We start from the raw sequence: 23,625 nt of genomic DNA, 5'->3' as shown, positions 1-23,625 counted from the left end.
AGCGTGGTCACTTGCGCGAGATTCGTGGGTTGAGCACGTCGTTCAGGCCTTCGCCCACGAGGTTGATGGCCAGCACCGTCAGCAGGATGGCCAGGCCGGGGAAAAAGCTCATCCACCACGCCTGGCGCAGCATGGTGCGCGCCGCGCCGATCATGAAACCCCAGCTCATGAGGTTGGGGTCGCCCAGCCCCATGAAGCTCAGCGCGCTCTCGATGAGGATGGCGCTGGCGATGCTCAGCGAGCCCGCCACGATGATGGGCGACAGCGCGTTCGGCAGGATGTAGCGCACGATGAGCGACAGCGGCGACTCGCCCTGGCAGCGCGCGGCCTGCACGAACTCGCGCTCCTTCAGGCTCAGGAACTCGCCGCGCGTGAGGCGCGCCACCTGCGGCCAGCTCACCAGCGCGATGGCGATCACGATGGTGCGGATCGAAGGCTCCAGGATGGCCACCAGCAGGATGCACAGCATGAACGCCGGAATGGTCTGGAACAGCTCGGTGAAGCGCATCAGCGCCTCGCCGATGCGCCCGCCCAGGTAGCCCGACAGGGCCCCCACCACCACGCCGATGACCAGCGCCACCAGCGTGGAGGCCAGCCCGATCATGAGCGACACGCGCGTGCCGTGCGCAATGCCCGAGGCAATGTCGCGCCCCAGGCTGTCACTGCCCAGCAGCAGGCCGTCGGTGCCCGGCGGCGTGAAGGGCGCGGCGGAGGTGTCCCAGGGGTCGCCGGGGAAGAACACCGGCGCGGTCAGCGCCAGCACGACGACGGCCAGCAGTATCACCAGGCCGAGCATGCCGCTCGGGTGGCGAAGAAAAGAACGCAGAGTGGCTTTCATTGGGGGCTTGTAGAGGCGTGTGCAGCGCTTGTCTGGCGCTCACGCGGCCTTGATTCGAGGGTCGATCACGCGGTACAGCAGATCGGTCAGCCAGTTGAAGGCGATGACGAGAACGGAAAGCACCAGGAAGATGCCCAGCATCACCTGGTAGTCGCGCTGCAGCACGGCGTCGTACGTGAGGCGGCCCAGGCCGGGCCAGGCGAACACCGTCTCGATGACCACCGAGCCGCCGATGAGCGTGCCGGCCTGCACGCCCGCCATGGTCACCACCGGCAGCAGCGCGTTGCGCAGCATGTGGCGCCACAGGATGCGGCTGTCGGAGGCGCCCTTGGCGCGCGCCGTCTTCACGTAGTCCTGGTGGCTCACCTCGATGATCGACGAGCGCATCAGCCGCGCGTAGATCGCCAGGTACAGCATGCCCAGCGTGAAGGCCGGCAGCACCAGGTGCACCAGCTTGTCGGTCACCGCGGCCCAGCCGCTCATGGTGACGCCGATGGTCTCGTAGCCGAAGGCCGGCAGCCAGCCCAGCTGCACCGAGAACAGCAGCACCAGCATCAGCCCCAGCCAGAACACCGGCGTGGCGTAGATCACCAGCGCCAGCAGGCTGATGAGCGTGTCCGAAGGGCGCCCCGCGCGCACGCCGGCCAGCGCGCCCAGCACCACGCCGCCCACGAGAGAGATGGCGAAGGCCGACAGCGTGAGCAGCAGCGTGGCGGGCAGCCGCTCCAGAATGGCGCTGGCCACCGTGCGCTGCTGGCGGTACGAGTAGCCCAGGTCGAGCGTGACCACCTTGCCCAGGTAGGTCGCGAGCTGCGTGGCGACGGGCTTGTCGAGCCCGTAGTCCTTGCGAACGCGCGCCAGGAAGGCCTCGTCGGTGGCGCCCGACTGCCCGGCGATCACCAGCGCCGGGTCGCCCGGCGCGGCGCGCACCAGCAGGAAATTGAAGACGGCGATGAGCAGCACCACCGCCACCATTTTTGCGAGCCGCGCGCCGAGCGAACCCAGCACGCCCAGCCCGCCCAGCCATTGGACTTTCATGTGCGCGTCAGGCCTTGAACGACACGGTGTCGAAGCTCTCGTGGATGCCGATGGCCGTGGTCACCAGGTTCTGGATGCGCTTGTCGTAGATGGTCGGGAATTCCATTTCCACCAGCCAGGCGATGGGCACGTCTTCGACGATGAGCTTCTGCATCTGGCTGTACAGCGCGCCGCGCTTGGCCTCGTCGATTTCCACCGCCGCCGCCTCCGCGATGCGGTCGACCTCGGGGTTCGAATAGCCCACCGTGTTGGTGAACAAAATCTTGCGGATGTTCGAGCTGACGTAGTTGCGCGTGACGCCCAGCGCCGGGTCCCCGAACTGGTAGAGCCACGACAGGTTCATGTCGTAGTCCCAGTTGCTGATGCGCTGCGTGTAGCTGCCCGGGTCGGTCGACTCCAGCGTCACCGCGATGCCCACCTTGGCCAGGCACTGGCGGATGTACTCGCAAGAGCGCTGCACCATCTCGCCGTAGGGCGACACCGGCAGCTTCACGCGGGCGCGAATGCCCTTGTCGTCGGGCTTCAGGCCCATCTCGTCGAGCAGGGCCTTGGCCTTCTCGATGGAGAAGTCGTACTTGCGCACGTTGGGCTCGTAGTACTTGGTCTTGGAGTTGACGGGGCCGGTGGCGACCTTGCCGAAGCCGTACAGGATCTTGTCCTTGATGAAGTTGCGGTCGATGGCGTGCATCACCGCCTGGCGAAAGCGCTTGTCGTTCAGCGGCGCGGTGCGGTTGTTGATCTCCAGCCACATGATGGGCGCGAAGTATTCATAGCCCTTGGTGGTCACCGCCAGGTTCGACTTCTTGCCCAGGCGCTGCGCGTCGAACAGCTCCAGGTCGGTCCACTGCGTGAGTTGCACCGTGCCGTTTTCCAGTGCGAGCGCGCGCGAGGCGCCGTCGGGCACCACGCGGTAGATGATCGCGTCCAGGTACGGCAGGCCGGGCTTGAAGTACTCGTCGTTGCGCACCAGGTGAATGTGCGAGCCGCGCACCCATTCCTTGAGCTTGAACGGGCCCGAGCCGATGGGCGCCAGGTTGGCCGGGTTCTTCGTGACGTCGGTGCCCGCATACACATGCTTGGGCATCACCGGCAGGTTGGAGATGTCGAAGGCGCCGATGAAGGGCGCGAACGGCTGCTGCAGCTTGAAGACCACCGTGTACGGGTCGGGCGCGGTGATCGACTCGCAGCGACCGAACAGCGCCTTGGCGCGCGGGTGCGTGACGGGCAGGAATTCTTTCACCGTGTAGAGCACGTCGTCGGCCGTGAGCGGCTTGCCGTCGTGCCACTTCACGTTGCGCTCGAGGTTGAAGGTGTAGGTCTTGCCGTCGGGAGAGATCGTCCAGCTCTTGGCCAGGCTGGGCAGCGGCTTCAGGTTCGTGTCGTAGGTCAGCAGGCTTAGGAAGATCTTGCCCGCCACCATCTGCGTGGGCGTGAGCTGGCTGATGGCCAGGTTCAGGATGGGCGGCTCCGGCTGCACGATGGAGTTGAGCGTGCCGCCGCGGGTCTGGCCGTGCGCGAGCGTGATGCCCAGGTTGAGGTCGAGCAGGCCCATGGCGCCGGCGGCCATCAGGAACTTGTTGAAGTCGCGTTTCTGCATGAAGGTCCTCAGAGGAGAGTTGGAGTCACTGGCGAGCCGCACGGGGCGCCCCGAATTGCGAATTTCAGTTTAGGGAAGGGGCCCCCGCGTGTTTGCAGGGATCGAGCCGAGTTCTGTTCCGCGCGGGCCATCCGCACGGGCACCTTGGCGGTGCCGATCAGTGGCACATGTCTTGCATGACTACCTTCCCCTGCATACGGGGGAAGCGCGATGGCCAAGCCGATGGGTCGCAGCCACCAACCGTGGCTCCTCCAGCAGGCCAGGAACCGCATGATTCGAAGCAACACTTTCCACGCCTACCAGTCCATTCCGAGGCCGGTATCGATGATCGTGGTCGAGCATGACCCCGAACCGTCTCTCATCGTGCCCTCGCATTCGCACCCGCGCGCGCAGCTTGCGTATGCGGTGAAGGGCACCTTCACGCTGCACACGCCCACGGGCGCCTGGCTGGTGCCGCCCAACCGAGCGGTGTGGGTGCCGGGCGGCGTGGTGCATGAAATGCATGCGCGCGGGCAGGCGGTGTCGAACCGCTCGCTCTACATACAGCCCGACGCCTCGCCCAACCTGCCCACGGAGTGCTGCGTGATCGAGGTGTCGCCGCTGATGCGCCAGCTGGTCATCGACGCCATCGGCATTCCCTTGCTGTACGACGAAGCGGGGCGAGACGGCCGGGTGATGCGGCTCATACTCGACGAGATTTGCGCGGCGCCCAAGGTGCCGCTGCACGTGCCCATGCCGCAAGACGCGCGGCTGCTGCGCATTTGCCGCGCGCTGCTGGACGACCCGGGCAGCGAGGGCGACCTGGAGTACTGGGCGCGCTTCGGCGCGCTGGGGCGGCGCACGCTCACGCGGCTGTTCCGCGACGAGACGGGCATCACCTTCACCATGTGGCGCCAGCAGGTGCGGTTGATGGAGGCCTTGCGCAGGCTGGCCATGGACACGCCGGTGACCACGGTGGCGATGGACCTGGGGTACGAGAGCCCGAGCGCTTTCACCGCGATGTTCCGTCGCGTGATGGGCAAGACGCCCAAGCACTACCTGGGGCGGTGCGACCTGGACATGGGCTGAGCTGGAAAGCGGGCTGCGGCCAGGAAAAGGGCCCAGCAAAAAAGGACAGCAAAAAAGACAGCAAGAGGGCGCCCATCGAAAGGGCGCCCTGCGCGTTGGCTACTTAAGTGCCTGCGCGCAGCGCGCACTGCTGGAACAGCTCCGCCGCTTTGCGCGCCAGCTCGGACGCCAGCCAGAAAACGTTGTTGCGATGCTCGGGGCCCGCGTCTTCCTGCGCCGGGTGACCGTGGTCATGGCAATAGCACAGCAACGAGTGCAATTGCGTGAGCGTTTCTTCCAGCAACCGCGTGGAGACCGTTGCCGCGCCCCACGCCCTTGACGCTGGACAGTGCTGCGGCCAGCGTGCCATCGATGGAAGCCGAATGGGAGACGCGCAGCACCACATCGCGGCCAGTTTGCCGGCGACGCCCCTAAATTTCTCGCCCGCGAAATTCGACCAACCGAAAATAGACAAAACGCTATCAAAATGAACTAGACTGATCACATTGCAACCACATCGAACAATCATGCTTGGAAGAATGGTAATCCGAGGGATCCCCAAAAGCGTCCTAGACAACTTGGAGGCCTCCGCCGTGCGACACGATAGGTCTGTTGAAGCAGAGGCCCGCCAAGCGTTGAGCGCCTGGGTCGAACCGATCGCGATCGAGGCCGAGCAGAGCAAGCGATCCGCCGAAGTCGGAACCCGGCTCATGCGCCTCCTCGAGCAACTGAACGACGAAAACACCGGCAAGACCCTCAGACCCTCCGAGATCGCAGAGAAGATGGGCGAGGAACGTGCAGGCGAAGTCGAAAAGTGGTTCCTCGGCCGAGCCGAGCCAACATTTGCGCAGCTGGACGCGCTGGCCAAGCTCTTCGCCGTGTCGCCGGGATGGATCAAGCACGGGAACAACACCATGTTTCCCATCGAAAATCACCGGCTACCCGAAGACGCCGTCGAAGCCGCGACCTGGTTGAGCGAATGGGAAGACGGTGAACCCATCGACGCCATCCACCTGGTGCGCGAAGCCTCCAAAACAGGCTCGCTGCTGGTCATCAAGGAAAGCACGCGGCACCAGTTCAAGGTCTTTGCCACCGGCATCCACGTCAGCGAAGAAATCGGCAACGGCGGCGAATCCATGCTGACCCACCTGTGGGTAACGCTAGCGCTTCTCTACAAGCGCTATACCCGCGGAAGCCGCCATTTCATGGTGTTCAGCTACCTCGCGCAGCCCAACACGTACAAACAGATGACGTCGGGTCAGGTCAACGCACTGACCCTCCTGCGCGACTGCGAGAAGACGCCTTGGTGGGAGGACGCATGGGACCAGTCGATGTACGCGAAAAACACTTACTGGAAGGGCTGGAAGGAACTTTGCGAGCGCATCGTCAGAGCCATCGCGCGCAACGATCGGTTGAGCACGCAGCTGGATGCAATCAAGCGAGGCGACATGGCGGCCGCGATGTCCAGCGAAGCCCATACGGCCTGAAGAATTTCGCGGGCGCGCAATTGGTCAATCTGTCGAGGGTTCGGACTGGTGTTAGCGCCCGTGCAATCGAGATCAGCGGTGCCAGTCGAACATTGACCAGGGGCTGGAGCTGGTTCGGTAGGAGCTAGCTGTGGATAACTATGGGTTGGATGCCTCGGTAGGTCCTCCTTTTCTTGAACTGGTTGTTGGTATTCCCGAGCCGTCAGGCGAGGCCCCTTCCTCCGGTCTCGCTCACCTGGGCCGCCGCTGCCTTCCTTGTCTGCTCGCGCGTCTTGATGCGCCCCCTGGGCCTCGTGCGTGCTGTGACGGAAGCGGTAAGACTCGTTGCCCGTTTCGATGATGTGGCAGTGATCGTCAAGCGATCCAGCAGCGCCGTGGTCATCTTGGCGTCGCCGAACACATGCTGAGGTTGTTGCGCCATATCGGCCTTGTTGGCAAAGCGATCCTGCTCCTGATGCGCGTGTCGTTAGACGGCACAACGTCTTGGGCGGTGCCGCGATTGCAACTGTCAGCTTGGACCATGCGTTCAAAAAGTGCACGACGTCCCCGGCGCGGTCGCCGAAGATGGGTTGAATGGCGGGTCCAAACCTGCATATCCGCGTGCTCGCGCATCGCCATGTTCGCTTCCGACGCGTCGGTCCTATGCACTTGGTGTCGCCCAGGAAGGATCTGCGTTTTTGACGCTTGTGACCAAAAGCGGTTAGTATTTCTATGCCTTTGGCAACGGCACGCCGCCCGCAGCAGCGCAGCTCAGAGAGTGTTGCCTTCAATTCTCAAACTCCTGGCATGACTTTTCTCAAGGTCCATGTGGAGACGGTGGCGGGCGACGTTTTCGGTATGGACCATGGAGAACGGACATGTCCATGATTTCCCAAGTCCCGTCATCGATCGGCGGCATCAAGAGCTTCGCCCGAAAGATCAAGCACGCCACGGGCGCTTCGCACAATGAGGCTCTAGACAGCGCAGCGCAGGCGGCAAATTTCCAGAACTACGCTCACGCGCAGCGAACGCTGACTGCTCATGCGAACACTGCGCTGCTGCGGACGGGCACGCGGACGAACTTGCATCTGCTCTATCTCACGTTCTACTGGAAGAACAAGGAGACCGGTGAGCGAGGCCGCGAGACCCTCACAATTCAGCTTGCGGCCACTTGGGCGTCCTTGATCACGGTGCCACAGCTGAGCCATAACTGCGCACTACATGATCTGTTCCCGATGGCGCCCGATCATCTCGAAGGGCGGTACCTGTGTGCTGATCAAAAAGAGGCTCGTGAGCACGCATGCGCTGCGGCACGGGCTTTCTATTTCATCGATGCCACCAGGCTACGGCCCTCTGCGAGCTTTGGCCGTGCCTATCCGAAGGGAGACTCACGCAATTGTGTGCCGCACTCCGACCATCCAAGCATCTGGTTTGAACCTTCGACGCGTCGCTACCTGTTCATCGACGAGCCATACGAGAAAGCGATTGGTGAGCGCGAGCAACGGGCTCGGGAGAGGTGGGCGGTCGGCCATTTCCGAGTCATCGTCAAGCCCACTTGGAAGGGAATGTACAACTCCCTGCCGCAAGATGGGACGCAAATCTATTTCGTTAGCCACGCATTCAATGGCGTACCAGTTGGGCCCTTGGTCGCTGCGGTCGATGCACTTCCCTCATGTACTGCTGACCATTGGACAGGAGAGTCCGCCTCCGCGACATCGCGCTTCAGCAGTCCGATGGAAGGGCAACCTATTCCAAAGCCTGAACCGATACCGCGCCTCAGCATTCAACACGATGATATGGCGGCTCCAGCGGTCATTTTTCACAAGCAGGCGGGACTGCTGCTGACACGGCTGATCGGTCTATGTCGCCGTCGGTCCGGAATCAAAACCCATCTTGATTCCGTACGGGACTTGCTGCGCGAACTACTCATGACCTCCTCGACCGAGGAGGAAGTGTCCGACGCCGAGTTGCTGGCCATCTACGGAGTGGGCGTCTTTTCTATGCAAGCGATTCTTCGTCCTGACCCCGACCAGCGACATGCTTTGGAAGAGGACATGCGAAAGCTTCGCGAGCTGCTCCTTCAAGAGTTCGCGTTCAAAGCTGATGGGCGCACACTGGGAAGGCACTTGGCTGCGGCGGAGCGCTCGCTTGAAAGCTGGCACCGTGCCGCTTAGGCCCGAATCGCAAGGCGTCCCGCGTGCGTCATTTGCCAGCGCCCTCGCCGGGATGCTCCTCGGTTGGCGGTCATCGGGACCTCTGAGGCGGGACCGATAGAAGCAACCTTCCAGGAAGAGTTCGCAGGCTTGCTGGCGCGGTAGCGCTTCTCCTGAGCGGCATGCCGATGCCGCCCTGAAGAAGGGCCACTGCCCTACCAGGGGTTTGTCATGACCAAGGACGACGCGCCACAGTTCTCTGCGACTACGTCGATCGTCCAAGGCGCCCGGGCTTGAGCGATATGTGCTGACACCATCAGCCCCCTCTCGAACCTCGTACTAGGCAGGATGCGGGTATGCGTCCGGCAAAGTCATCTTGATCCCGTCTTCGCTCCATAGGAGGCTCTACTCCACTTAACTTCTTCGCGGACACGTGGACACTTCTGTTTTGGAGCCAGCCGGGCGGCGCCGCAGGCGCAAGCACAGCGCCGAGTTCAAGGCCGAACTCATCCGGGCCTGCCAGCAGCCTGGCGTGTCGAGCGCGGCGATCGCGCTGGCCAACGGGCTCAACGCCAACATGCTTCGCCGGTGGGTCAACTGTGCCGAGCAGCCTGAGTCTGCCGCTGCACCTGCCAGGCCGCCGCCGCCCCCTGAGTTCGTCCCCCTGAAGTTGCCTGCACCGCAACTGCAGACCGACATCCGCATTGAGCTTCAACGCTACAAGGTCATGTTGATGACCGGCAGGAAGGATGAGGCGACGTTTCGGTTCTATGAGGCGGCGGGGTTCAATCGCGATGACAAGCAGGCGTTCATTGCGAAGGCGCCTCGGGCGTAACACGTGGCCATGAATCCTCGTGCCGTCTTCTTCGACCTGGACAACACGCTCACGCATCGAGCGCGCAGCATCGCTTCCTACGCGCGCCAGTTCGCGGCGGATTTCGCCGGAGCGCTCGACGTGGAAACGTCGGGCGAGCTTGTCGCGTCGATCATTACGAAAGAGGACTGCGGAGGCTATCTGCCGCCAGGCAGTCGGTTTGCTTCCATTCAGGAAGCGATAGGTTTTGCGCTTGCGAACGGAAGTGGGCTGCGGTGGAAAAGCGCGCCGTCGGCGCAACAGCTTCGTGCCCACTGGGCCGGACACTTTCCGCAGCACGCGGTCGAGATGCCGGGAGCGTCGAAGCTCTTGCGGCAATTGAATGAACAGGGGTTCCACGTCGGGATCGTGACGAACGGCGCGGAGCGTTCGCGCAAGGCCACCGTCGATGCGCTGGGGTTCGGCGATGCCGTTGGCTCGCTGCTGAGTTCGGAGCGCTCGGGCTTCAGGAAGCCGGACCCACGAATCTTTCTCCAGGCTGCCGCGGAGGCCGGGCTTGACGCACGCGACTGCTGGTACGTCGGCGACCACCCGGTGAACGACATCGTGGGTGCGGTGAGCGCGGGCATGCAGGCGGTGTGGCTCGAGGGCTTTCACGATTGGCCGAGCGACCAGCCGGAACCGCGCTTGCGCGTGGCGTGCTTGTCGGAGGTCTGGGAGCTGCTGGCGTGTTGACCGAGCGCACTGCGCGCGCTTCGGAAGGTCTTGTGCGGTACGGGTTGGTCATGTGGACGCGTCGGCTCGATCCTCCAGGCCGAGCGATCAAATCGCCGCGTACTGCCCCGTGCCTCCAGGCCACGCCGTCAGCACCTCGTACCCCTCGGGCGTCACCGCCACCATGTGTTCCCACTGCGCGGACAGCGAACGGTCCTTCGTCACGACCGTCCAGCCGTCGGGCAATTGCCGGGTGTCGCGCTTGCCCGCGTTGAGCATGGGCTCGATGGTGAAGACCATGCCCGGCTCCAGCGTGAGCCCTTCGCCGCGCTGGCCGTAATGCAGCACCTGCAGGTCTTCGTGATAGACCTCGCCGATGCCGTGGCCGCAGTACTCGCGTACCACGCTGAAATGTTCGCGGTGCGCCACCGACTGGATGGCATGGCCAATGTCGCCCAGGGTCGCGCCGGGCCTCACCTGCCGAATGCCCGCGCACATGGCTTTGTAGGTGGTCTCGACCAGGCGCCGCGCCAGCACGCTCGGCGCGCCGACGAAGTACATGCGGCTGGTGTCGCCGAACCAGCCGTCCTTGATGACGGCGACGTCGATGTTGACGATGTCGCCCTTCTTCAGGATCTTCTCGGGCGACGGAATGCCGTGGCAGACCACCTGGTTGACCGAGGTGAGGACGGTCTTCGGATAGCCCTGGTACCCCACGTTCGCCGGAATGGCGCCCTGCACGTTCACGATGTGGTCGTGGCAGATGCGGTCGAGCGCCTCGGTGCTCACCCCCGGCACGACATGGGGTTCGATCATGGCGAGCACCTCGGCGGCGAGCCTGGCGGCGCGCCGGGACTTTTCGATCTGCTCGGGGGACTTGATGCGGATGTCGCGGGCCATCAGCGGGCTCCGCGCGAGCCCTGCGGGCTCTCGTGCATCGGGGCAAAACCTTCTTCGATCCTCATTGCCGACCTTCTATATGAAACATATACAAATTATATATGTTTCGTATGATCTGGCGGTGTTCGGTCGAATGCGAGGCATGCGGCCTTGAGAAAGCGTGCGCCTGCCTCTGGAGGGGCGTGGAAAGGGGCGGCACGCCCGAAGGAACGGCGCGGGCGCGGCAGGACGCGTGCCGCGCCCCTGGTCGCTCAGACCCCTTCGATGATCCGCAGGTCCCGCTCGGCGCCGTCGCCCAGTGCGGCGAGCGCGGCCTTGTAGTCGGGGCTGTCGTGCGTGGCGGTCGCTTGTTCGACGCTGTCGAACTCGATCAGCACGGTGCGTTCGGTCAGGCCGAACTCGTAGGTCTTGGCGGGCAGGCCGCGCGCCAGGAAGCGGCCGCCGCCGGCGGTGATCGCCGGGCCGGCGAGCTTTGCGTAGGCCGCGAGTTTGTCGGCGTCCTTGACGGCACGGTACGCACTGACCCAATAGGCTTTTGCCATGGTGATTTCTCTGGTGTTGTTGAACGAACAATATAGCGCGCGACTACATTCGGCGAACCCGTTCGCCCCCATGCCCACAGGCTCTCGATGCCACAGCTCGTCTTCGTCTTCGGAACCCTGAAACAAGGGTTTCCCAACTTCGCCACCAACAAGGGAACGCGCGTGGGCGGCGACTTCGTCACGGTCGAGCGCTATCCGCTGTACCTGGTCGGCGATCGGTTTTCTCCGTGGCTGGTCGACGCCGCGGGGGAGGGCGAGCAGGTGGCGGGCCAGGTGTTCGAAGTCGACCAGCCGGCGCTGGACGCGATGGACGTGCTCGAGCGAATCACGGAGCCCGATGGTTACCGCCGGGTGAAGATGAAGGTGCGGGCCGTGGGCGGCGAGCCCGCTTCGACGCTCGACGTGCATGCCTACGTCAAGCAGCGTGCGCACTTCCGTCCCGCGGACGCGCGTCTCGGGCCGCTGCGCGAATACAGCCTCGAGCACGCCGCGCTGTATCGCGGCAGAGGGGCGCCAGGCCACCTCGCGCGAGCCGCCGTTCTGCATCCGGAGTAACCCGAAGGTTTGACGCGGCGCCACGCCCCATCGGGGGCCGCCTGTACCCATGGCGACACGGCCCGGCAAAGCTCGTCCCCGCCGCGCAACGCGCCACCCCGTTCGCAGACCGAACCCGCGTGATCCTGTGTCATGATGAATTTCTGAATATTTCCCTGCGCTCAAGCGCTGTACCTGCACCCCCTCGCACGGCGTAATCGTGGTTTATCTGGTCGGCCTCCTGATGTTCTTCGCGTCGCTGTGCAATGCACAGACGGCGCCCGCCCAGCGTTTGCGCATCGTCGGTGGCCTGGGGGGTGTCTCGCAGTACACGGGCCACGAGGAACAATTCTGGACGCGCGACCTCGCCACGCTGTCGGGCGGGCGCTACACCGCCAGCATCGTGCCCTTCGACCGTGCCGGCGTGCCGGGCCAGGAAATGCTCAACCTGATGCAACTCGGCGTGGTGCCCTTCGGCACGGCGCTCATGAGCCAGATGTCAACGCAGTTTCCAGAATTGGGCGCGCCCGACATGGCCGGGCTGAACCCCGACATTCCCACGCTGCGCCGGGTGGTGAGCGCGTTCCGCCCGTACCTGGCGCAGCAGCTGCGCGAGCGCTACGGGGTGGAGCTGCTGGCGGTGTACATCTACCCCGCGCAAGAGGTGTTCTGCAACAAGCCGGTGCAGCAGCTGGGCGACCTGGCAGGCCGGCGCACGCGGGTGTCGAGCTCGACGCAGGCCGACTTCGTCTCGGCGCTGGGCGGCACGCCGGTGTACACCGAGTTCGCTCAGATCATGGCGAACATGAAGTCGGGCAACACCGACTGCGTCATCACCGGCACCATGTCCGGCCACTCGCTGGGCCTGCACGAAGTGACCAGCGCCATCTACGCCATGCCGCTGAGCTGGGGCGTGGCGGTTTTCGCGGCCAACCGCGAAAGCCTGAACGCGCTGCCGCCCGACCTGCAGGCGCTGCTGCGCAAGGAGCTGCCGCGGCTGGAGGCCGCGGTATGGGCCCAGTCGGAGCGCGAGACCGAAGAAGGCATTGCCTGCAACACCGGCGTGGCCAGCTGCGGCAAGCCCACCAAGGGGCGCATGGTGGCGGTGCGGCCGTCGGCGCAGGACGAGGCCCGCCGCCGCGAAATCTTCGCGACCCGCGTGCTGCCGGGCTGGGTGCAGCGCTGCGGTCCGGTGTGCGCCAGGGTGTGGAACCAGACGGTGGGGCCGGTCGTCGGCCTGCAGGCGCAGACCACGCAGTGAAGCCGCGCTTTCTTCGTCGCGTGAGCGCCATCGTCTATGGCGTGGCGATGCTCTTTCTTTTCACGGTGGGCGCAGTGGCCACGGTCATCGTGTGGGAGGCGCACCAAAAGGCGATCAGCGACCACGAGAGCCAGGCCGTGCGCTTCGTGGCCGGCTCCGAGGCGGCGCTGAACCGCTCGCTGCTCAGCGTCGACATGCTGCTGGCGGGCGCCAACGAGCTGCTGCGCGGCTCCACCGCCGCCAGCGCGGGCGCCGACGCGGGCAGCTTCGACGCGCACCGCCTGCTCGACAACGTGGTGCGGCAGAACCTGCTGGTGCGCCACGTCGCGTTCGTCGATGCGCGCGGTACGGTGGTGGCCTCGTCGGACCGGCGCGGCGAACGCCTGCCGCTGGTGCTGCCGGCCGGCTTTGTCGACGGCGTGCTGGCGAACCCGGTGTCCACGCTGGCGATCAGCGACCCGGCCGCCAGCCTGGTCACGTCGCAGAAGGTGCTGTTCTTCGCGCGCGCCGTCACGCTGGCTGACGGCTCGCGCATGCTGGCGGTGGCCGAGGTGCAGCTGTCGCTGCTGGCGACGATCATGACGCAGGGCGCGGGCATTCGCGGGCTCGAGGTCACGCTGGAGCGCGACGCCGGCGCCCTGCTGGCCAGCCTGCCGCCGCGCGACGACCTCACCGGCCGGCAAATAGAGCCGCCCCTGCACGAGCAGACCAGCGACGGCAAGCCGCAGCGCATGGCCGCGCGCCTGAGCGGACAGCCGGGCATCGTGGTGGCGCGGCCCACGCTGCACCGCAACCTGCTCATCGTGGCGAGCATTCCGCTGACCGCGGCGCTGCAGGACTGGCGCCGCGAGCGCGACCTGATCGCCTGGACCGCCGCGGCCATCGGGCTGATGATCCTGGCGGTGGCGCTGTTCACGCACTTCCAGCTGCGCCGCCAGTGGCGCGCGCGCATGGAGCTGGTGCGCTCCAAGTCCACGCTCGACCAGGCGCTGGAGTCGATGATCGACGGCTTCATCCTGCTGGACGCCGACAGCCGTGTGCTCACCTGGAACCGCCGTTTCGTCGCGATGTTCCCCTGGACCGAACCGATGATCGCGCCGCAGGTGCCGTTTCGCCGCATCATGGACGAGACCGCGCGCCACGTGGTGCACGGCCGCGGCCCGGCCGACTGGTCGGCCATGAACATGCCGCAGATGGCGCAGCCGCACTCCGAGCAGGAGGCGCTGCTGCAGGGCGGCCAGGTGATCCGCGCCACGCGCAGCCGCACGCCCGACGGCGGCACCGTGTGCGTCTACCAGGACATCACCGAAAAGCGCCGCCACACGGCCGCCATCATCGAGAGCAAGGCGCAGCTGCAGGCCACGCTCGACGCACTGCCCGACCTGCTGCTCGAAGTGGGGTTGGACGGCCGCTGCCACGGCTACCACGCGCCGCGCGTGCCCTTCCCGGCCACCGACGTCGAGAACCCGGTGGGCCACATGCTGACCGAGCTGCTGCCGGCCGAGGCCGCGGCCGAGGTGATGAGCGCGCTGCGCGAGGCCGATGTGTCGGGCTATTCGGCGGGCCGGCAGTTCGAGCGGCGCGACGCGCGCGAGAAGGCGTGGTTCGAAATCTCGGTGTCGCGCAAGCTGGTGGGCGACGAGGGCGATTCGCGCTTCATCGTCATCCTGCGCAACATCACCGAAAGCAAGCTCGCCGCGCGCGAAATCGAGCACCTGGCCTTCTACGACACGCTCACCGGCCTGCCCAACCGGCGGCTGCTGCTCGACCGGCTCAACCACGCCATTGCCGCCGCCGCGCGGCGCCAGCGGCTGTGCGCGGTGCTGTTCCTCGACCTGGACAACTTCAAGACGCTGAACGACGCGCTGGGCCACGACATCGGCGACGTGATGCTCAAACAGGTGGCGCAGCGCCTGAAAGACTGCCTGCGCGAAGGCGACATCGTGGCGCGCCTGGGCGGCGACGAGTTCGTGGTGATGCTGGAAGACCTCAGCGAGCAGGCGGTCATTGCCACTTCGCAGACCGAGACCATGGGCGCGACCATCCTCGCGCGGCTCAACCAGCCCTACCAGCTCGGCCTGCAGCAGCACCACAGCACCTGCAGCATCGGCGCCTCGCTGTTCGAGGCCAAGGGCGCATCGACCGAAGAGGTGCTCAAGCAGGCCGACATTGCCATGTACTACGCCAAGACCGACGGCGGCAACGCGCTGCGCTTCTTCGAGGCGGGCATGCAGACCACCATCACCGCGCGCGCCACGCTGGAAAACGAGCTGCACGCCGCCATTGCGGCCAAGCAGTTCGTGCTGCACTACCAGAGCCAGGTCACGGGCGAGAACCGGGTGGTTGGCGCCGAGGTGCTGGTGCGTTGGCGCCATCCGGTGCGCGGGCTGCTGCTGCCGCGCGAGTTCATCGATGTGGCGGAAGACACGGGCCTCATCATTCCGCTGGGCCTGTGGGTGCTGGAAACGGCGTGCAGGCAGCTCACGGCTTGGCGCGACGACCCGCGCCGCAGCCACCTGCAGCTGTCGGTGAACGTGAGCGCGCGGCAGTTTCGCGAGGAAGACTTTGTTGACCAGGTGCGCCTGGTGCTGGAGCGCACCGGCGCCGACCCGCGCCGGCTCAAGCTGGAGCTCACCGAGAGCCTGCTGCACGAGAAGGTGATCGACGCCATCGGCAAGATGGAGGCGCTGGTGGCGCTGGGCATCCAGTTCTCGATGGACGACTTCGGCACGGGCTTCTCGTCGCTGTCGTACATGACGCAGCTGCCGCTCAGCCAGGTGAAGGTCGACAAGTTCTTCGTGCACAGCATCGGGCTGAACCCGAAGGTGGAGCTGATCATCCAGACCATCATCGGCATGGCGCGCAACCTGGAGCTGGAGATCGTGGCCGAGGGCGTGGAAACGCACGCACAGCGCGACTTTTTGGCGCGCCACGGCTGCCTGATGTGCCAGGGCTACCTGTTCGGCCGGCCGCAGCCGCTGGAGGCCTACGAGCGCGAGTTCGACGTCGGCGCCATCGCCTGAACCCTGGCGAACCCGCACAGCCGCGCCCTCCGGCGGGTTGCCCGCGGGGCCCGCAAACACCCGCACTGCATAATCGCGCCCTTTTCCCTTTGGAAGCCGGATGCCCCTAGAGATTGCGCAATCGACGCCGACAGCCGCCAGCATCGCCGCGCTCGTGCAGGCGAACTATGACCTGGGCGAGGTGGTCGAGAGCGAGTTTCTGCGGCGCAGCTTCAACCAGGTGTACCGGTTGAGCTTTGCCAGCGGCCAACGCGTGGTGGCGCGCCTGTGCGCCGCCCGGCCGCGCGGCGGCCCCAACACCCTGTTCGAGGCGGCCGCGCTGCAACACTGGTCGAACGCCGGCTGCCGCGTGTCGCGCTGCCTGCCGGCGGCTGACGGCGGCGTCGCCATCGAGGTGCCGCTGCCCGAAGGCCCGCGCGCGCTGATGCTGTTCGAGCACCTCGACGGCGAGTTCACCGGCGACGCGGGCGAAGACATAGAGGCCTTCGCGCGCGGCCTGGCCGGCCTGCACATCGCGGGCGAAAGCTACCAGGGGCCGAGCAGCGCCTACTGCCTCGACCTCGACTACCTGCTGCTGCACCCGCTCGAAGGCCTGCTGCACGCCCCCACCATGACCGCCGAGCTGCGCCCGCAGTTCGAGGCGCTGGCGCGGCGGCTGCAGGACGACATCCTGTCGCTGGGCGAGCTGGCCCGCGTGCTGTGCCACGGGGACGCGCACGGGAGCAACAATTTCGTGGTGGATGCGAAGGCTGGGACGGGCGATGAAGCCGACGCCAACGCCGACGCCAAGGCAAAGCGCGAGGCCGTCTTCTTCGACTTCGACGAGGCCGGCCCAGGCTACCTCGCCTACGAGCTCGCCGTGTACCCGTGGAGCCTGCACCCGCACACGCCCGACGGCGTGGCCACCGACAAGGCCAAGGCCAAGTGGCTGCACTTCATTTCCGCGTACCGCGAGGTGCGGCCCGTGTCCGACGCCGATCTCGCGGCCATTCCGCGCTTCATGGCCATCCGCCAGTTCTGGCTGCTGGGCGAGTATTCGGGGCGCATCGACGTCTGGGGCTCGCAGGCCATTCCCACGGACTACCTGCGCCGCCAGGTCACCATGCTGGGCAACTGGCAGACGCTGGAGCTGCCGCTGCACGCGTCCTGAGCCGCTTTGAACCGCTTGTTCAGCCGGCATCCTTGCCGATGCGGTTCACCCCGCACCAGCGCGCCATGAACACCGCGAGCACCGCCGTCACCTGCACCACGCTGTCGATGGACACCCACTCGTCGATGCCATGGATGTTCTCGCCGCCCGACGGGCCGTAGCAGATGGCCGGCGTCTCGCCGTACAGGTTGAAGAACTTCGCGTCGGTGGTGCCGGTGAAGGCCGTGGGCGTCAGCACCTTGCCGACGATGTCCAGGTGGCACTGCGACAGCGCCGCGACGATGGGCGCGTCGGGCGCCACCTCGCAGCCGTCGGCCTGGAAGCCCTCGTACACGATCTTGTAGCTCAGCGCGGCATGCGCGGGGTGTGCCTCGTAGGCGGCGGCCAGCAGCGCCTCGACCTCGGCCTTCACCTTCTCCACCTTCATGTCGGGGTAGAAGCCCAGGCGCACGTCGGCGCGGCAGGCCGAGGGCACCGACGAGGCCCACTCGCCGCCCTGGATCTTGCCCAGGTTGAAGTTCACCGGGTGGTTGTGGTGCGCGAACGAGCGGTAGCGCGCGCTCGGCGCGTTCCATTTGTCTTCGAGCTTCTTGAGCTCGCCGAAGAGGTACAGCGCGAAGTCGATGGCGCCCACGCCGGTCTGCGCCACCGAGGCATGCACCGGCTTGCCCAGCACCTCGATGGCCAGCCACAGCACGCCCATCTGGCAGGTCATGACGCCGTCGGCCGCCACCGGCTCGGTGATGACGGCCGCGTCGGCGCGGTAGCCCTCCGCCAGGCAGGCCAGCGCGCCGTTGCCTGTGCACTCTTCTTCGATGACCGACTGGAAGTACACCGGCGAGGCCGGCTCCAGCCCGAGCGACTTCAGCGCCTTGAAGGCCATGGTGTACGCGATGATGCCGGCCTTCATGTCCGACGAGCCGCGCCCATAGAGCCGGTCGCCCTCGACCTTGCCCGAGAAGGGCGGGTGCGTCCACAGCACCTCGGCGCCCGTGGGCACCACGTCGATGTGGCCGTTGAAGATCAGCGAGTTGCCCTTGAACGGACCCGAGGGCCGGTGGATGCCCACCACGTTCGTGCGGCCCTCGTAGGAGACGATGGAGGGCGAGTAGCCCGGGTGGGCGCGCAGCTTTTCCTCGTCGATCTGGAACTCGTCCACCTGCAGGCCGAGCGCGCCGAAGGCATCGGCCATGAAGCGCTGCGCGCTCTGCTCGTGGCCCAGCAGGGAAGGGTGAGTGACCAGCTCGCTCAGCATGGCGACGGTTTCTTCGCGCAGGGCGCGCGCGGCAGCGACGATGGCGGCTTCGTCGGCCTGGAATGTGGTGGCTTCTTTCATGAAGCCATTCTTTCAGCGGGGCGCGCGCCGCGCCGTTGGGAACGGGCCGGTGACTGTCGCGTATGCGCCGTTCTCTCCAGCGCGGCGCATCCGCAACGCTTGCCGCTCAGGCGGCCAGCGCCGCGGGGCGCGGGGCCGCCCGGGGTGTGGCCGCCGTGCCCGCCGTACCCGCATCGAGCTGCTTCGCCAGCGCGCTCCACCGCACGCGCGCCGACACCACGCTTTCTTCCTTCACATGGCCGAACCCGCGAATCTGCTCCGGCAGGCGCGCCAGGGCGAGCGCGGTGTCGAAGTCGATGCGGTCGAAGCGCGCCAGCACGTCCTCGACCATGGCGCGATAGTCGGCGATCAGCTGGCGCTCCATGCGCCGCTCGGCCGTGCGCCCGAACACGTCGAGCGCCGTGCCGCGCAGGCCGCGCAGCTTCGCGAGCACGCGAAACGCGTTCAGCATCCACGGCCCGAAGCTCGTCTTTACCGCGCGGCCTTCGGCGTCGCGACGGCCCAGCACCGGCGGCGCCAGGTGAAAGCGCAGCACCAGCTTGCCTTCGAACTGCTCGCCCAACTGCTCGATGAAGCGCTTGTCGGTGTACAGCCGCGCGACCTCGTACTCGTCCTTGTAGGCCATGAGCTTGAACAGGCCCGACGCCACCGCCTTGGCCAGCAGCGTGGTGCCGCGCTCGCGCTGCTCGGCCACGCGCACGCGCTCCACCAGCTCCGCATAGCGCTGCGCATACGCCGCGTTCTGGTACGCGGTAAGGAACGCGGTGCGGTCCTTCACCAGCGCCTCGAAGCCCTGCGGCCGCTGCAGCGCCACCACCTTCGCCGGCGCGGCCTCGCGCGTGACCGCGGCCAGGTCCAGCGCCGCCTTGCGGCCCCAGCGAAAGGCCGACTGGTTGGCCTTGACCGCCACGCCGTTGATTTCGATGGCCTTGTCCAGCGCCTCGGCCGACAGCGGCACGCAGCCCTTCTGGAACGCGAAGCCCAGCAGGAACAGGTTGGCCGCGATGGCATCGCCCATGAGCCGCGTGGCCAGTTGCGTGGCGTCGATGAAATCGGCGCGGCCTTCGACCGATTCCTCGATCAGCGCGCGCACCTGCGCCGCCGGAAACTCCCAGTCGGGCTGCTGCGCGAAATGGCCCGTCGGCTGCTCGAAGGTGTTGACCAGCGCATAGGTGCGCCCCGGCCGCATGCGCGCGATGGCGTCGGGGGCGCCCGCCGTGAGCATGTCGCACCCCAGGATCAGGTCGGCCTCGCCCGTGGGAATGCGCTGCGCCTTCAGCTGCGCCGCGTCGCGGGCGATGCGCACGTGCGAGGTGACCGAGCCGTTCTTCTGCGACATGCCCGTCATGTCGAGCACGCTCACGCCCTTGCCTTCGAGGTGCGCCGCCATGCCGATCAGCGCGCCGATGGTGATGACGCCCGTGCCGCCGATGCCGGTGATGAGAATGTTGTGCATGCCGTCGAGCGCCAGCGTGGGCGGTGCCGGCAGCGGCGCTTCTTCGGCGGCCGCCTTGGCCGCGACGGGCGCGTGCTTGCGCGGCTTCACGCCTTCGACCGTGACGAAGCTCGGGCAGAAACCCTTGATGCACGACTCGTCCGCGTTGCACGCGCTCTGGTCCACGCTGCGCTTCAGGCCCAGTTCGGTCTGCTTGGGCAGCAGCGCGGTGCAGTTCGATTGCTCGCCGCAATCGCCGCAGCCTTCGCACACCGCGTCGTTGATGAACACGCGCCGCGCCGCCTGCGGAAACTCGCCCTTCTTGCGGCGGCGGCGCTTCTCGGCCGCGCACACCTGGTCGTAGATGAGCACCGACACGCCCTCGAACTCGCGCAGCTCGCGCTGCACCGCGTCCATGTCGTCGCGGTGGTGCACGGTGAGCACGAAGCCTTCGCGGTCGGCCGGCAGGGGGCTGCGGTCGGCCCAGCGCGTCGGGTCTTCGGCCACGAGCGCCAGGCGCTTCACGCCCTCGGCCGCCATCTGGTGCGCGATGCGTGGCACGTTGATGGGCCCGTCGACCGGCTGGCCGCCGGTCATGGCCACCGCGTCGTTGTAGAGGATCTTGTAGGTGATGTTCACGCCCGCCGCCACGGCCGCGCGGATCGCCATCGAGCCCGAGTGGTAGTACGTGCCGTCGCCCAGGTTCGCGAACACGTGCCTGCGCTTGGAGAACCAGGCCTGCCCCAGCCACGGCGCGCCTTCGCCGCCCATGTGCGTTGTCGTCTTGTTGTGCTCGGGGTAGATGGCCGTGGCCATCACGTGGCAGCCGATGCCGGCCAGCGCCAGGCTGCCTTCGGGCACCTTGGTCGAGGTGTTGTGCGGGCAGCCCGAGCAGTACCAGGCCGGGCGCGAGGGCGTGGCCACCGCCTTGCCCAGCACCACGTCCTTCGCGTCGAGAATCGCCAGCCGCATGCGGATGCGGTCGCTGGTGTGAAAGCGCGCCACCCGGCCCGCGATGACGCGCGCCACCTGCGCCACCGAGAAGTCCGCCGTGGCTGGCAGCAGCCACTGGCCGCGCGGATGCGCGCCCCATTCGCCCTGCTCGTCGAACTTGCCGATCACGCGCGGGCGCACGTTTTCGCGCCAGTTGTACAGGTGCTCCTTAAGCTGGTACTCGACGATCTGGCGCTTCTCCTCGACCACCAGGATTTCTTCGAGCCCATCGGCGAACTCGCGAATCGAGTCCGGCTCCAGCGGCCAGGGCATCGACACTTTGAACAGGCGGATGCCGATGCGCGCGGCCCCGTCCGCGTCGATGCCCAGTTCTTCCAGCGCCTCGAGCACGTCGCGGTACGACTTGCCCGAAGCCACGATGCCCAGCCGCGCCTTCGGCGAATCGATGGTCACGCGGTTGAGCTTGTTGGCGCGCGCGTAGGCGATGGCGGCGTAGATTTTGTAGTCCTGCATCAGCGCTTCCTGCTTGCGCGCCTGCACGCCCAGCGTGTCGGTCGACAGGCGCGCGTGCACGCCGCCGGGCGGAAACACGAAGTCCGCGGGCAGGCGCGTGTGCACGTCGAGCGCGCCGGCCGCGATGGAGCCCGACGACTCCACCGTGTCCGCCAACGCCTTGAAGCCCACCGGCAGCCCGGCAAAGCGCGACATCGCGAAGCCGTGCAGGCCGAGCTCGATGTACTCCTCCACGCTCTGCGGGTAGAGCATGGGGATCATCGAGGCCGCGAACAGGTGGTCGCTCTGGTTGGGCAGCGTGGAAGAAGACGCGCCGTGGTCGTCGCCCGCCACCAGCAGCACGCCGCCGTGGGGCGAGGTGCCCGCGTGGCTCATGTGCTTGAAAACGTCGCCGCAGCGGTCCACGCCCGGCGCCTTGCCGTACCACATGGCGAACACACCATCGACCGCGCTTTCGCCGGTCAGGTGCACCTGCTGCGTGCCCCACACGGCGGTGGCGGCCAGCTCTTCGTTCACGCCGGGCAAGAACTTGACCGCGTTGGCCTCGAGCTGCGGCTGCGCCTTCCACAGTGCTTCGTCCAGGCCGCCGAGCGGCGAGCCGCGGTAGCCGGAGACGAAGCCCGCTGTGTTGAGCCCGGCCCGCTGGTCGCGCCATTTCTGCACGAGCATGAGGCGCACCAGCGCCTGGATGCCGCTCAGGTAGATCCGGCCTTCGGTGGCCGTGTATTTGTCGTCCAGCGCAACGCTGGCCAGTTCGTGGGATGCCATGACTGAAAAAGACTCCGGGTAGGACTCGTGGGATGCGGGCGTGGCCCCGGTAAGGGGCCGGCTCGCGCAGTGCCGCGCCGGGGTAGACGGCAGGGCAGCAACGATTCTTCAGGGTTGTGGGCGGAAAGTGCTTCTTCTTTTTGGCAGCGCGCAGCGCCGCACGGAAGATTTGTCTTTTTAAGGCGCCATCCGCCGAAAGGATTTCGGCGCGCGCTGGCCGGGTCGCTGGCCCGACAATGGCGGCCCCGCAGAAAGACCCCGACCCCCATGAGACCCGACCTCGACTCGCTCGCACTTTTCCTGCGCGCCATTGAGCACGGCAGCCTGTCAAAGGCCGCCGCCGAGAGCCACATGGTGTTATCGGCCGCCAGCCGGCGCCTGGCCATCTTGGAGGGGCAACTGGGCGTGGCGCTGCTCAACCGAAGCTCGAAGGGCGTGACGCCGACCGGCGCGGGCGAGTCGCTGGCGATGCATGCGCGCCAGATATTGCGCGACGTCGACCGCATGCGCGCCGACCTGTCGGACTACGCGCAGGGCGCCACGGGCCGGGTGCGCCTGCATGCCAATGCGTCGGCCATGGGCCAGTTCTTGCCCGACGACGTGGCGAGCTTTCGCCAGCGTTACCCCGAGATTCGCGTGAGCGTGGAGGAGCACCGCAGCGTGTACATCGTGCAGGCCATTCGCGACCGGCAAGCCGACGTGGGCGTCATCACGAGCGAAGCGGCAGACCCGGCGCTGCACTTCATTCCCTACCGCACCGACCGGCTGGTCGCCATCGTTCGGCAGAAGCATCCGTGGCGCGGGCGCGAGGTGTCTTTCGAAGAACTGCTGGACTTCGACTTCGTGGGGCTCGAAGACGACTCGGCCATTTCGCGCACCATGGAAGACGCGGCCATGAGCGCGCGCAAGGTGCTGCGGCTGCGTGTGCGGGTGAAGAGTTTCGAAGCCGTGTGCCGGATGATCGAGGCCGGCATGGGCGTGGGCATCTTGCCCGAGGGGGCCGCGGTGACTTACCGCAAGGAGATGAAGCTGCGCTTCATCAACCTCACCGATGCGTGGGCGTCACGTCGCATGTACCTGTGCACGCGGCAGGAGGCGTTGAGTTTTCCGCAGCGCAGGTTGGTCGATCATTTGTTGGCGCGGGGGATGCCTTAGGGCGCTGGACCGGGACCTGGACCTGGATCGGGGTCGGGTCATTCAGGGCGGCGCTCACGCCGACGCGGTACCTCTTTTCTCGAATGTCCCCCGGCCTGCGGCCTCCTCCTTTTACCGGGACTTCTCCAATCCGCAAGCGGCGGTGCGAGTTTGGTTTTTCAATAGGCAGTATTGGCTGCGTCAAGGTGAGGGCCAAGCTGCAATAGAACCAGGAACAGACTGCACATCTACCGTCGGCCTTGTTGCACCGGCGCATGGCCGTGCGGACCCAGATAAGAACCGCTCAGCGGGGCTCCATTCATTTTTCGTGGCGCTCACCGCGATCGGTGCCACACAGGAGGAGTCGAGCTTGCCCGCTGCCGGTCTGACCTGTTTATTGCATCTTCG

18 protein-coding genes and 2 pseudogenes are annotated in these 23,625 nt (G+C 66.4%); 11 read left to right on the top strand and 9 right to left on the bottom strand.

The genetic code is table 11. The annotated features are described in order from the left end of the window. Positions 1–7: 7 nt before the first annotated feature. Genes QTI51_RS34825 through QTI51_RS34815 form a run of 3 tightly spaced genes read right to left on the bottom strand, consistent with a single transcriptional unit; the run spans position 8 to position 3,473 of the window. Entirely contained in the window at positions 8–838 is an 831-nt protein-coding gene (locus tag QTI51_RS34825; RefSeq protein WP_116913880.1) for an ABC transporter permease, read from the bottom strand. 39 nt (positions 839–877) lie between these two features. Further along, on the bottom strand, positions 878–1,876 hold the full coding sequence (locus QTI51_RS34820) for an ABC transporter permease (protein WP_116913879.1): 999 nt from the start codon (positions 1,874–1,876) through the stop codon (positions 878–880). Positions 1,877–1,883: 7 nt separating this feature from the next. Then, positions 1,884–3,473 (bottom strand): ABC transporter substrate-binding protein, encoded by a 1,590-nt coding sequence (locus tag QTI51_RS34815; protein ID WP_116913878.1) that lies wholly within the window; start codon positions 3,471–3,473, stop codon positions 1,884–1,886. 270 nt (positions 3,474–3,743) lie between these two features. On the opposite strand from QTI51_RS34815, the gene QTI51_RS34810 reads away from it, so the two are divergent. After that, entirely contained in the window at positions 3,744–4,541 is a 798-nt protein-coding gene (locus tag QTI51_RS34810; protein ID WP_286517556.1) for an AraC family transcriptional regulator, read from the top strand. A 103-nt stretch (positions 4,542–4,644) separates the two neighbouring features. Here QTI51_RS34810 and QTI51_RS34805 read toward each other — a convergent pair whose 3' ends face one another. Further along, the gene (locus QTI51_RS34805; RefSeq protein ID WP_286547689.1) at positions 4,645–5,049 is read right to left on the bottom strand and encodes a hypothetical protein; all 405 of its coding nucleotides are present in this window, start codon (positions 5,047–5,049) and stop codon (positions 4,645–4,647) included. Between QTI51_RS34805 and QTI51_RS39115 the strand changes: the two are divergent. Both QTI51_RS39115 and QTI51_RS34800 read left to right on the top strand, forming a co-directional pair. Further along, positions 5,048–5,155: pseudogene (locus tag QTI51_RS39115) on the top strand (FitA-like ribbon-helix-helix domain-containing protein); the annotation flags it as partial. The gene QTI51_RS34805 and the pseudogene QTI51_RS39115 overlap by 2 nt on opposite strands. Then, a complete protein-coding gene (locus QTI51_RS34800) occupies positions 5,156–6,007 on the top strand; it encodes a helix-turn-helix domain-containing protein (RefSeq protein WP_286517554.1) in 852 nt (283 codons plus the stop codon). 263 nt (positions 6,008–6,270) lie between these two features. Here QTI51_RS34800 and QTI51_RS34795 read toward each other — a convergent pair. Further along, a pseudogene (locus QTI51_RS34795) lies at positions 6,271–6,407 on the bottom strand (ATP-binding protein); the annotation flags it as partial. Between the two features lie 457 nt (positions 6,408–6,864). Here QTI51_RS34795 and QTI51_RS34790 point away from each other — a divergent pair. The 3 genes from QTI51_RS34790 to QTI51_RS34780 all read left to right on the top strand — a co-directional run bounded on the left by QTI51_RS34790 (position 6,865) and on the right by QTI51_RS34780 (position 9,688). Beyond that, positions 6,865–8,160 (top strand): hypothetical protein, encoded by a 1,296-nt coding sequence (locus QTI51_RS34790; protein ID WP_286517552.1) that lies wholly within the window; start codon positions 6,865–6,867, stop codon positions 8,158–8,160. Between the two features lie 412 nt (positions 8,161–8,572). Then, complete coding sequence (locus QTI51_RS34785) at positions 8,573–8,974, top strand: transposase (protein ID WP_286517551.1); 402 nt, start codon at positions 8,573–8,575, stop codon at positions 8,972–8,974. Positions 8,975–8,983: 9 nt separating this feature from the next. Next, positions 8,984–9,688, top strand: a complete 705-nt coding sequence (locus QTI51_RS34780; protein ID WP_286517550.1) for an HAD family hydrolase — start codon at positions 8,984–8,986, stop codon at positions 9,686–9,688. Between the two features lie 87 nt (positions 9,689–9,775). Here the strand turns inward: QTI51_RS34780 and map are convergent, their stop codons facing one another. Both map and QTI51_RS34770 read right to left on the bottom strand, forming a co-directional pair. Further along, positions 9,776–10,567, bottom strand: coding sequence for a type I methionyl aminopeptidase (gene map, locus QTI51_RS34775; protein WP_286517549.1), 792 nt, complete (start codon positions 10,565–10,567; stop codon positions 9,776–9,778). A 251-nt stretch (positions 10,568–10,818) separates the two neighbouring features. Then, positions 10,819–11,109, bottom strand: a complete 291-nt coding sequence (locus QTI51_RS34770) for a DUF1330 domain-containing protein (protein ID WP_116913870.1) — start codon at positions 11,107–11,109, stop codon at positions 10,819–10,821. A gap of 87 nt (positions 11,110–11,196) precedes the next feature. On the opposite strand from QTI51_RS34770, the gene QTI51_RS34765 reads away from it, so the two are divergent. The 4 genes from QTI51_RS34765 (at position 11,197) to QTI51_RS34750 (ending at position 17,077) form a co-directional block, all read left to right on the top strand. Continuing rightward, a complete protein-coding gene (locus QTI51_RS34765) occupies positions 11,197–11,664 on the top strand; it encodes a gamma-glutamylcyclotransferase family protein (protein ID WP_286517547.1) in 468 nt (155 codons plus the stop codon). 223 nt (positions 11,665–11,887) lie between these two features. Further along, positions 11,888–12,904 carry a TRAP transporter substrate-binding protein gene (locus tag QTI51_RS34760; RefSeq protein ID WP_116913868.1) on the top strand — a complete coding sequence of 339 codons (1,017 nt, stop codon included), beginning with the start codon at positions 11,888–11,890 and terminating at the stop codon, positions 12,902–12,904. After that, positions 12,901–15,927 (top strand): bifunctional diguanylate cyclase/phosphodiesterase, encoded by a 3,027-nt coding sequence (locus tag QTI51_RS34755; RefSeq protein ID WP_286547688.1) that lies wholly within the window; start codon positions 12,901–12,903, stop codon positions 15,925–15,927. The genes QTI51_RS34760 and QTI51_RS34755 overlap by 4 nt, the downstream gene beginning before the upstream one ends. Before the next feature lie 100 nt (positions 15,928–16,027). Beyond that, complete coding sequence (locus QTI51_RS34750) at positions 16,028–17,077, top strand: phosphotransferase enzyme family protein (RefSeq protein ID WP_286517545.1); 1,050 nt, start codon at positions 16,028–16,030, stop codon at positions 17,075–17,077. 19 nt (positions 17,078–17,096) lie between these two features. On the opposite strand, the gene QTI51_RS34745 is transcribed toward QTI51_RS34750, so the two are convergent. Together QTI51_RS34745 and QTI51_RS34740 are read right to left on the bottom strand one after the other, a co-directional pair. Further along, the gene (locus tag QTI51_RS34745; RefSeq protein ID WP_286517543.1) at positions 17,097–18,413 is read right to left on the bottom strand and encodes an ArgE/DapE family deacylase; all 1,317 of its coding nucleotides are present in this window, start codon (positions 18,411–18,413) and stop codon (positions 17,097–17,099) included. Between the two features lie 106 nt (positions 18,414–18,519). Then, on the bottom strand, positions 18,520–22,083 hold the full coding sequence (locus QTI51_RS34740; RefSeq protein ID WP_286517542.1) for an indolepyruvate ferredoxin oxidoreductase family protein: 3,564 nt from the start codon (positions 22,081–22,083) through the stop codon (positions 18,520–18,522). Between the two features lie 267 nt (positions 22,084–22,350). Here QTI51_RS34740 and QTI51_RS34735 point away from each other — a divergent pair, with 267 nt between their 5' ends. Next, positions 22,351–23,238, top strand: coding sequence for a LysR family transcriptional regulator (locus tag QTI51_RS34735; protein WP_116913864.1), 888 nt, complete (start codon positions 22,351–22,353; stop codon positions 23,236–23,238). Positions 23,239–23,625: the final 387 nt, after the last annotated feature.

This window comes from Variovorax sp. J22G73 (assembly GCF_030317035.1).
Lineage (GTDB): Bacteria > Pseudomonadota > Gammaproteobacteria > Burkholderiales > Burkholderiaceae_C > Variovorax.
The sequence above is the reverse complement of the archived record's forward strand: the minus strand, read 5'-3'. Positions and strand labels throughout refer to the sequence as shown.

Bases quoted from the DNA above. Each gene is read 5' to 3' on its own strand.
- QTI51_RS34825 (WP_116913880.1), bottom strand. From the start codon at position 838: ATGAAAGCCACTCTGCGTTCTTTTCTTCGCCACCCGAGCGGCATGCTC.
- QTI51_RS34820 (WP_116913879.1), bottom strand. From the start codon at position 1,876: ATGAAAGTCCAATGGCTGGGCGGGCTGGGCGTGCTGGGTTCGCTCGGC.
- QTI51_RS34815 (WP_116913878.1), bottom strand. From the start codon at position 3,473: ATGCAGAAACGCGACTTCAACAAGTTCCTGATGGCCGCCGGCGCCATG.
- QTI51_RS34810 (WP_286517556.1), top strand. From the start codon at position 3,744: ATGATTCGAAGCAACACTTTCCACGCCTACCAGTCCATTCCGAGGCCG.
- QTI51_RS34805 (WP_286547689.1), bottom strand. From the start codon at position 5,049: ATGATTGTTCGATGTGGTTGCAATGTGATCAGTCTAGTTCATTTTGAT.
- QTI51_RS34790 (WP_286517552.1), top strand. From the start codon at position 6,865: ATGTCCATGATTTCCCAAGTCCCGTCATCGATCGGCGGCATCAAGAGC.
- QTI51_RS34780 (WP_286517550.1), top strand. From the start codon at position 8,984: ATGAATCCTCGTGCCGTCTTCTTCGACCTGGACAACACGCTCACGCAT.
- map (WP_286517549.1), bottom strand. From the start codon at position 10,567: ATGGCCCGCGACATCCGCATCAAGTCCCCCGAGCAGATCGAAAAGTCC.
- QTI51_RS34770 (WP_116913870.1), bottom strand. From the start codon at position 11,109: ATGGCAAAAGCCTATTGGGTCAGTGCGTACCGTGCCGTCAAGGACGCC.
- QTI51_RS34765 (WP_286517547.1), top strand. From the start codon at position 11,197: ATGCCACAGCTCGTCTTCGTCTTCGGAACCCTGAAACAAGGGTTTCCC.
- QTI51_RS34760 (WP_116913868.1), top strand. From the start codon at position 11,888: ATGTTCTTCGCGTCGCTGTGCAATGCACAGACGGCGCCCGCCCAGCGT.
- QTI51_RS34750 (WP_286517545.1), top strand. From the start codon at position 16,028: ATGCCCCTAGAGATTGCGCAATCGACGCCGACAGCCGCCAGCATCGCC.
- QTI51_RS34745 (WP_286517543.1), bottom strand. From the start codon at position 18,413: ATGAAAGAAGCCACCACATTCCAGGCCGACGAAGCCGCCATCGTCGCT.
- QTI51_RS34740 (WP_286517542.1), bottom strand. From the start codon at position 22,083: ATGGCATCCCACGAACTGGCCAGCGTTGCGCTGGACGACAAATACACG.
- QTI51_RS34735 (WP_116913864.1), top strand. From the start codon at position 22,351: ATGAGACCCGACCTCGACTCGCTCGCACTTTTCCTGCGCGCCATTGAG.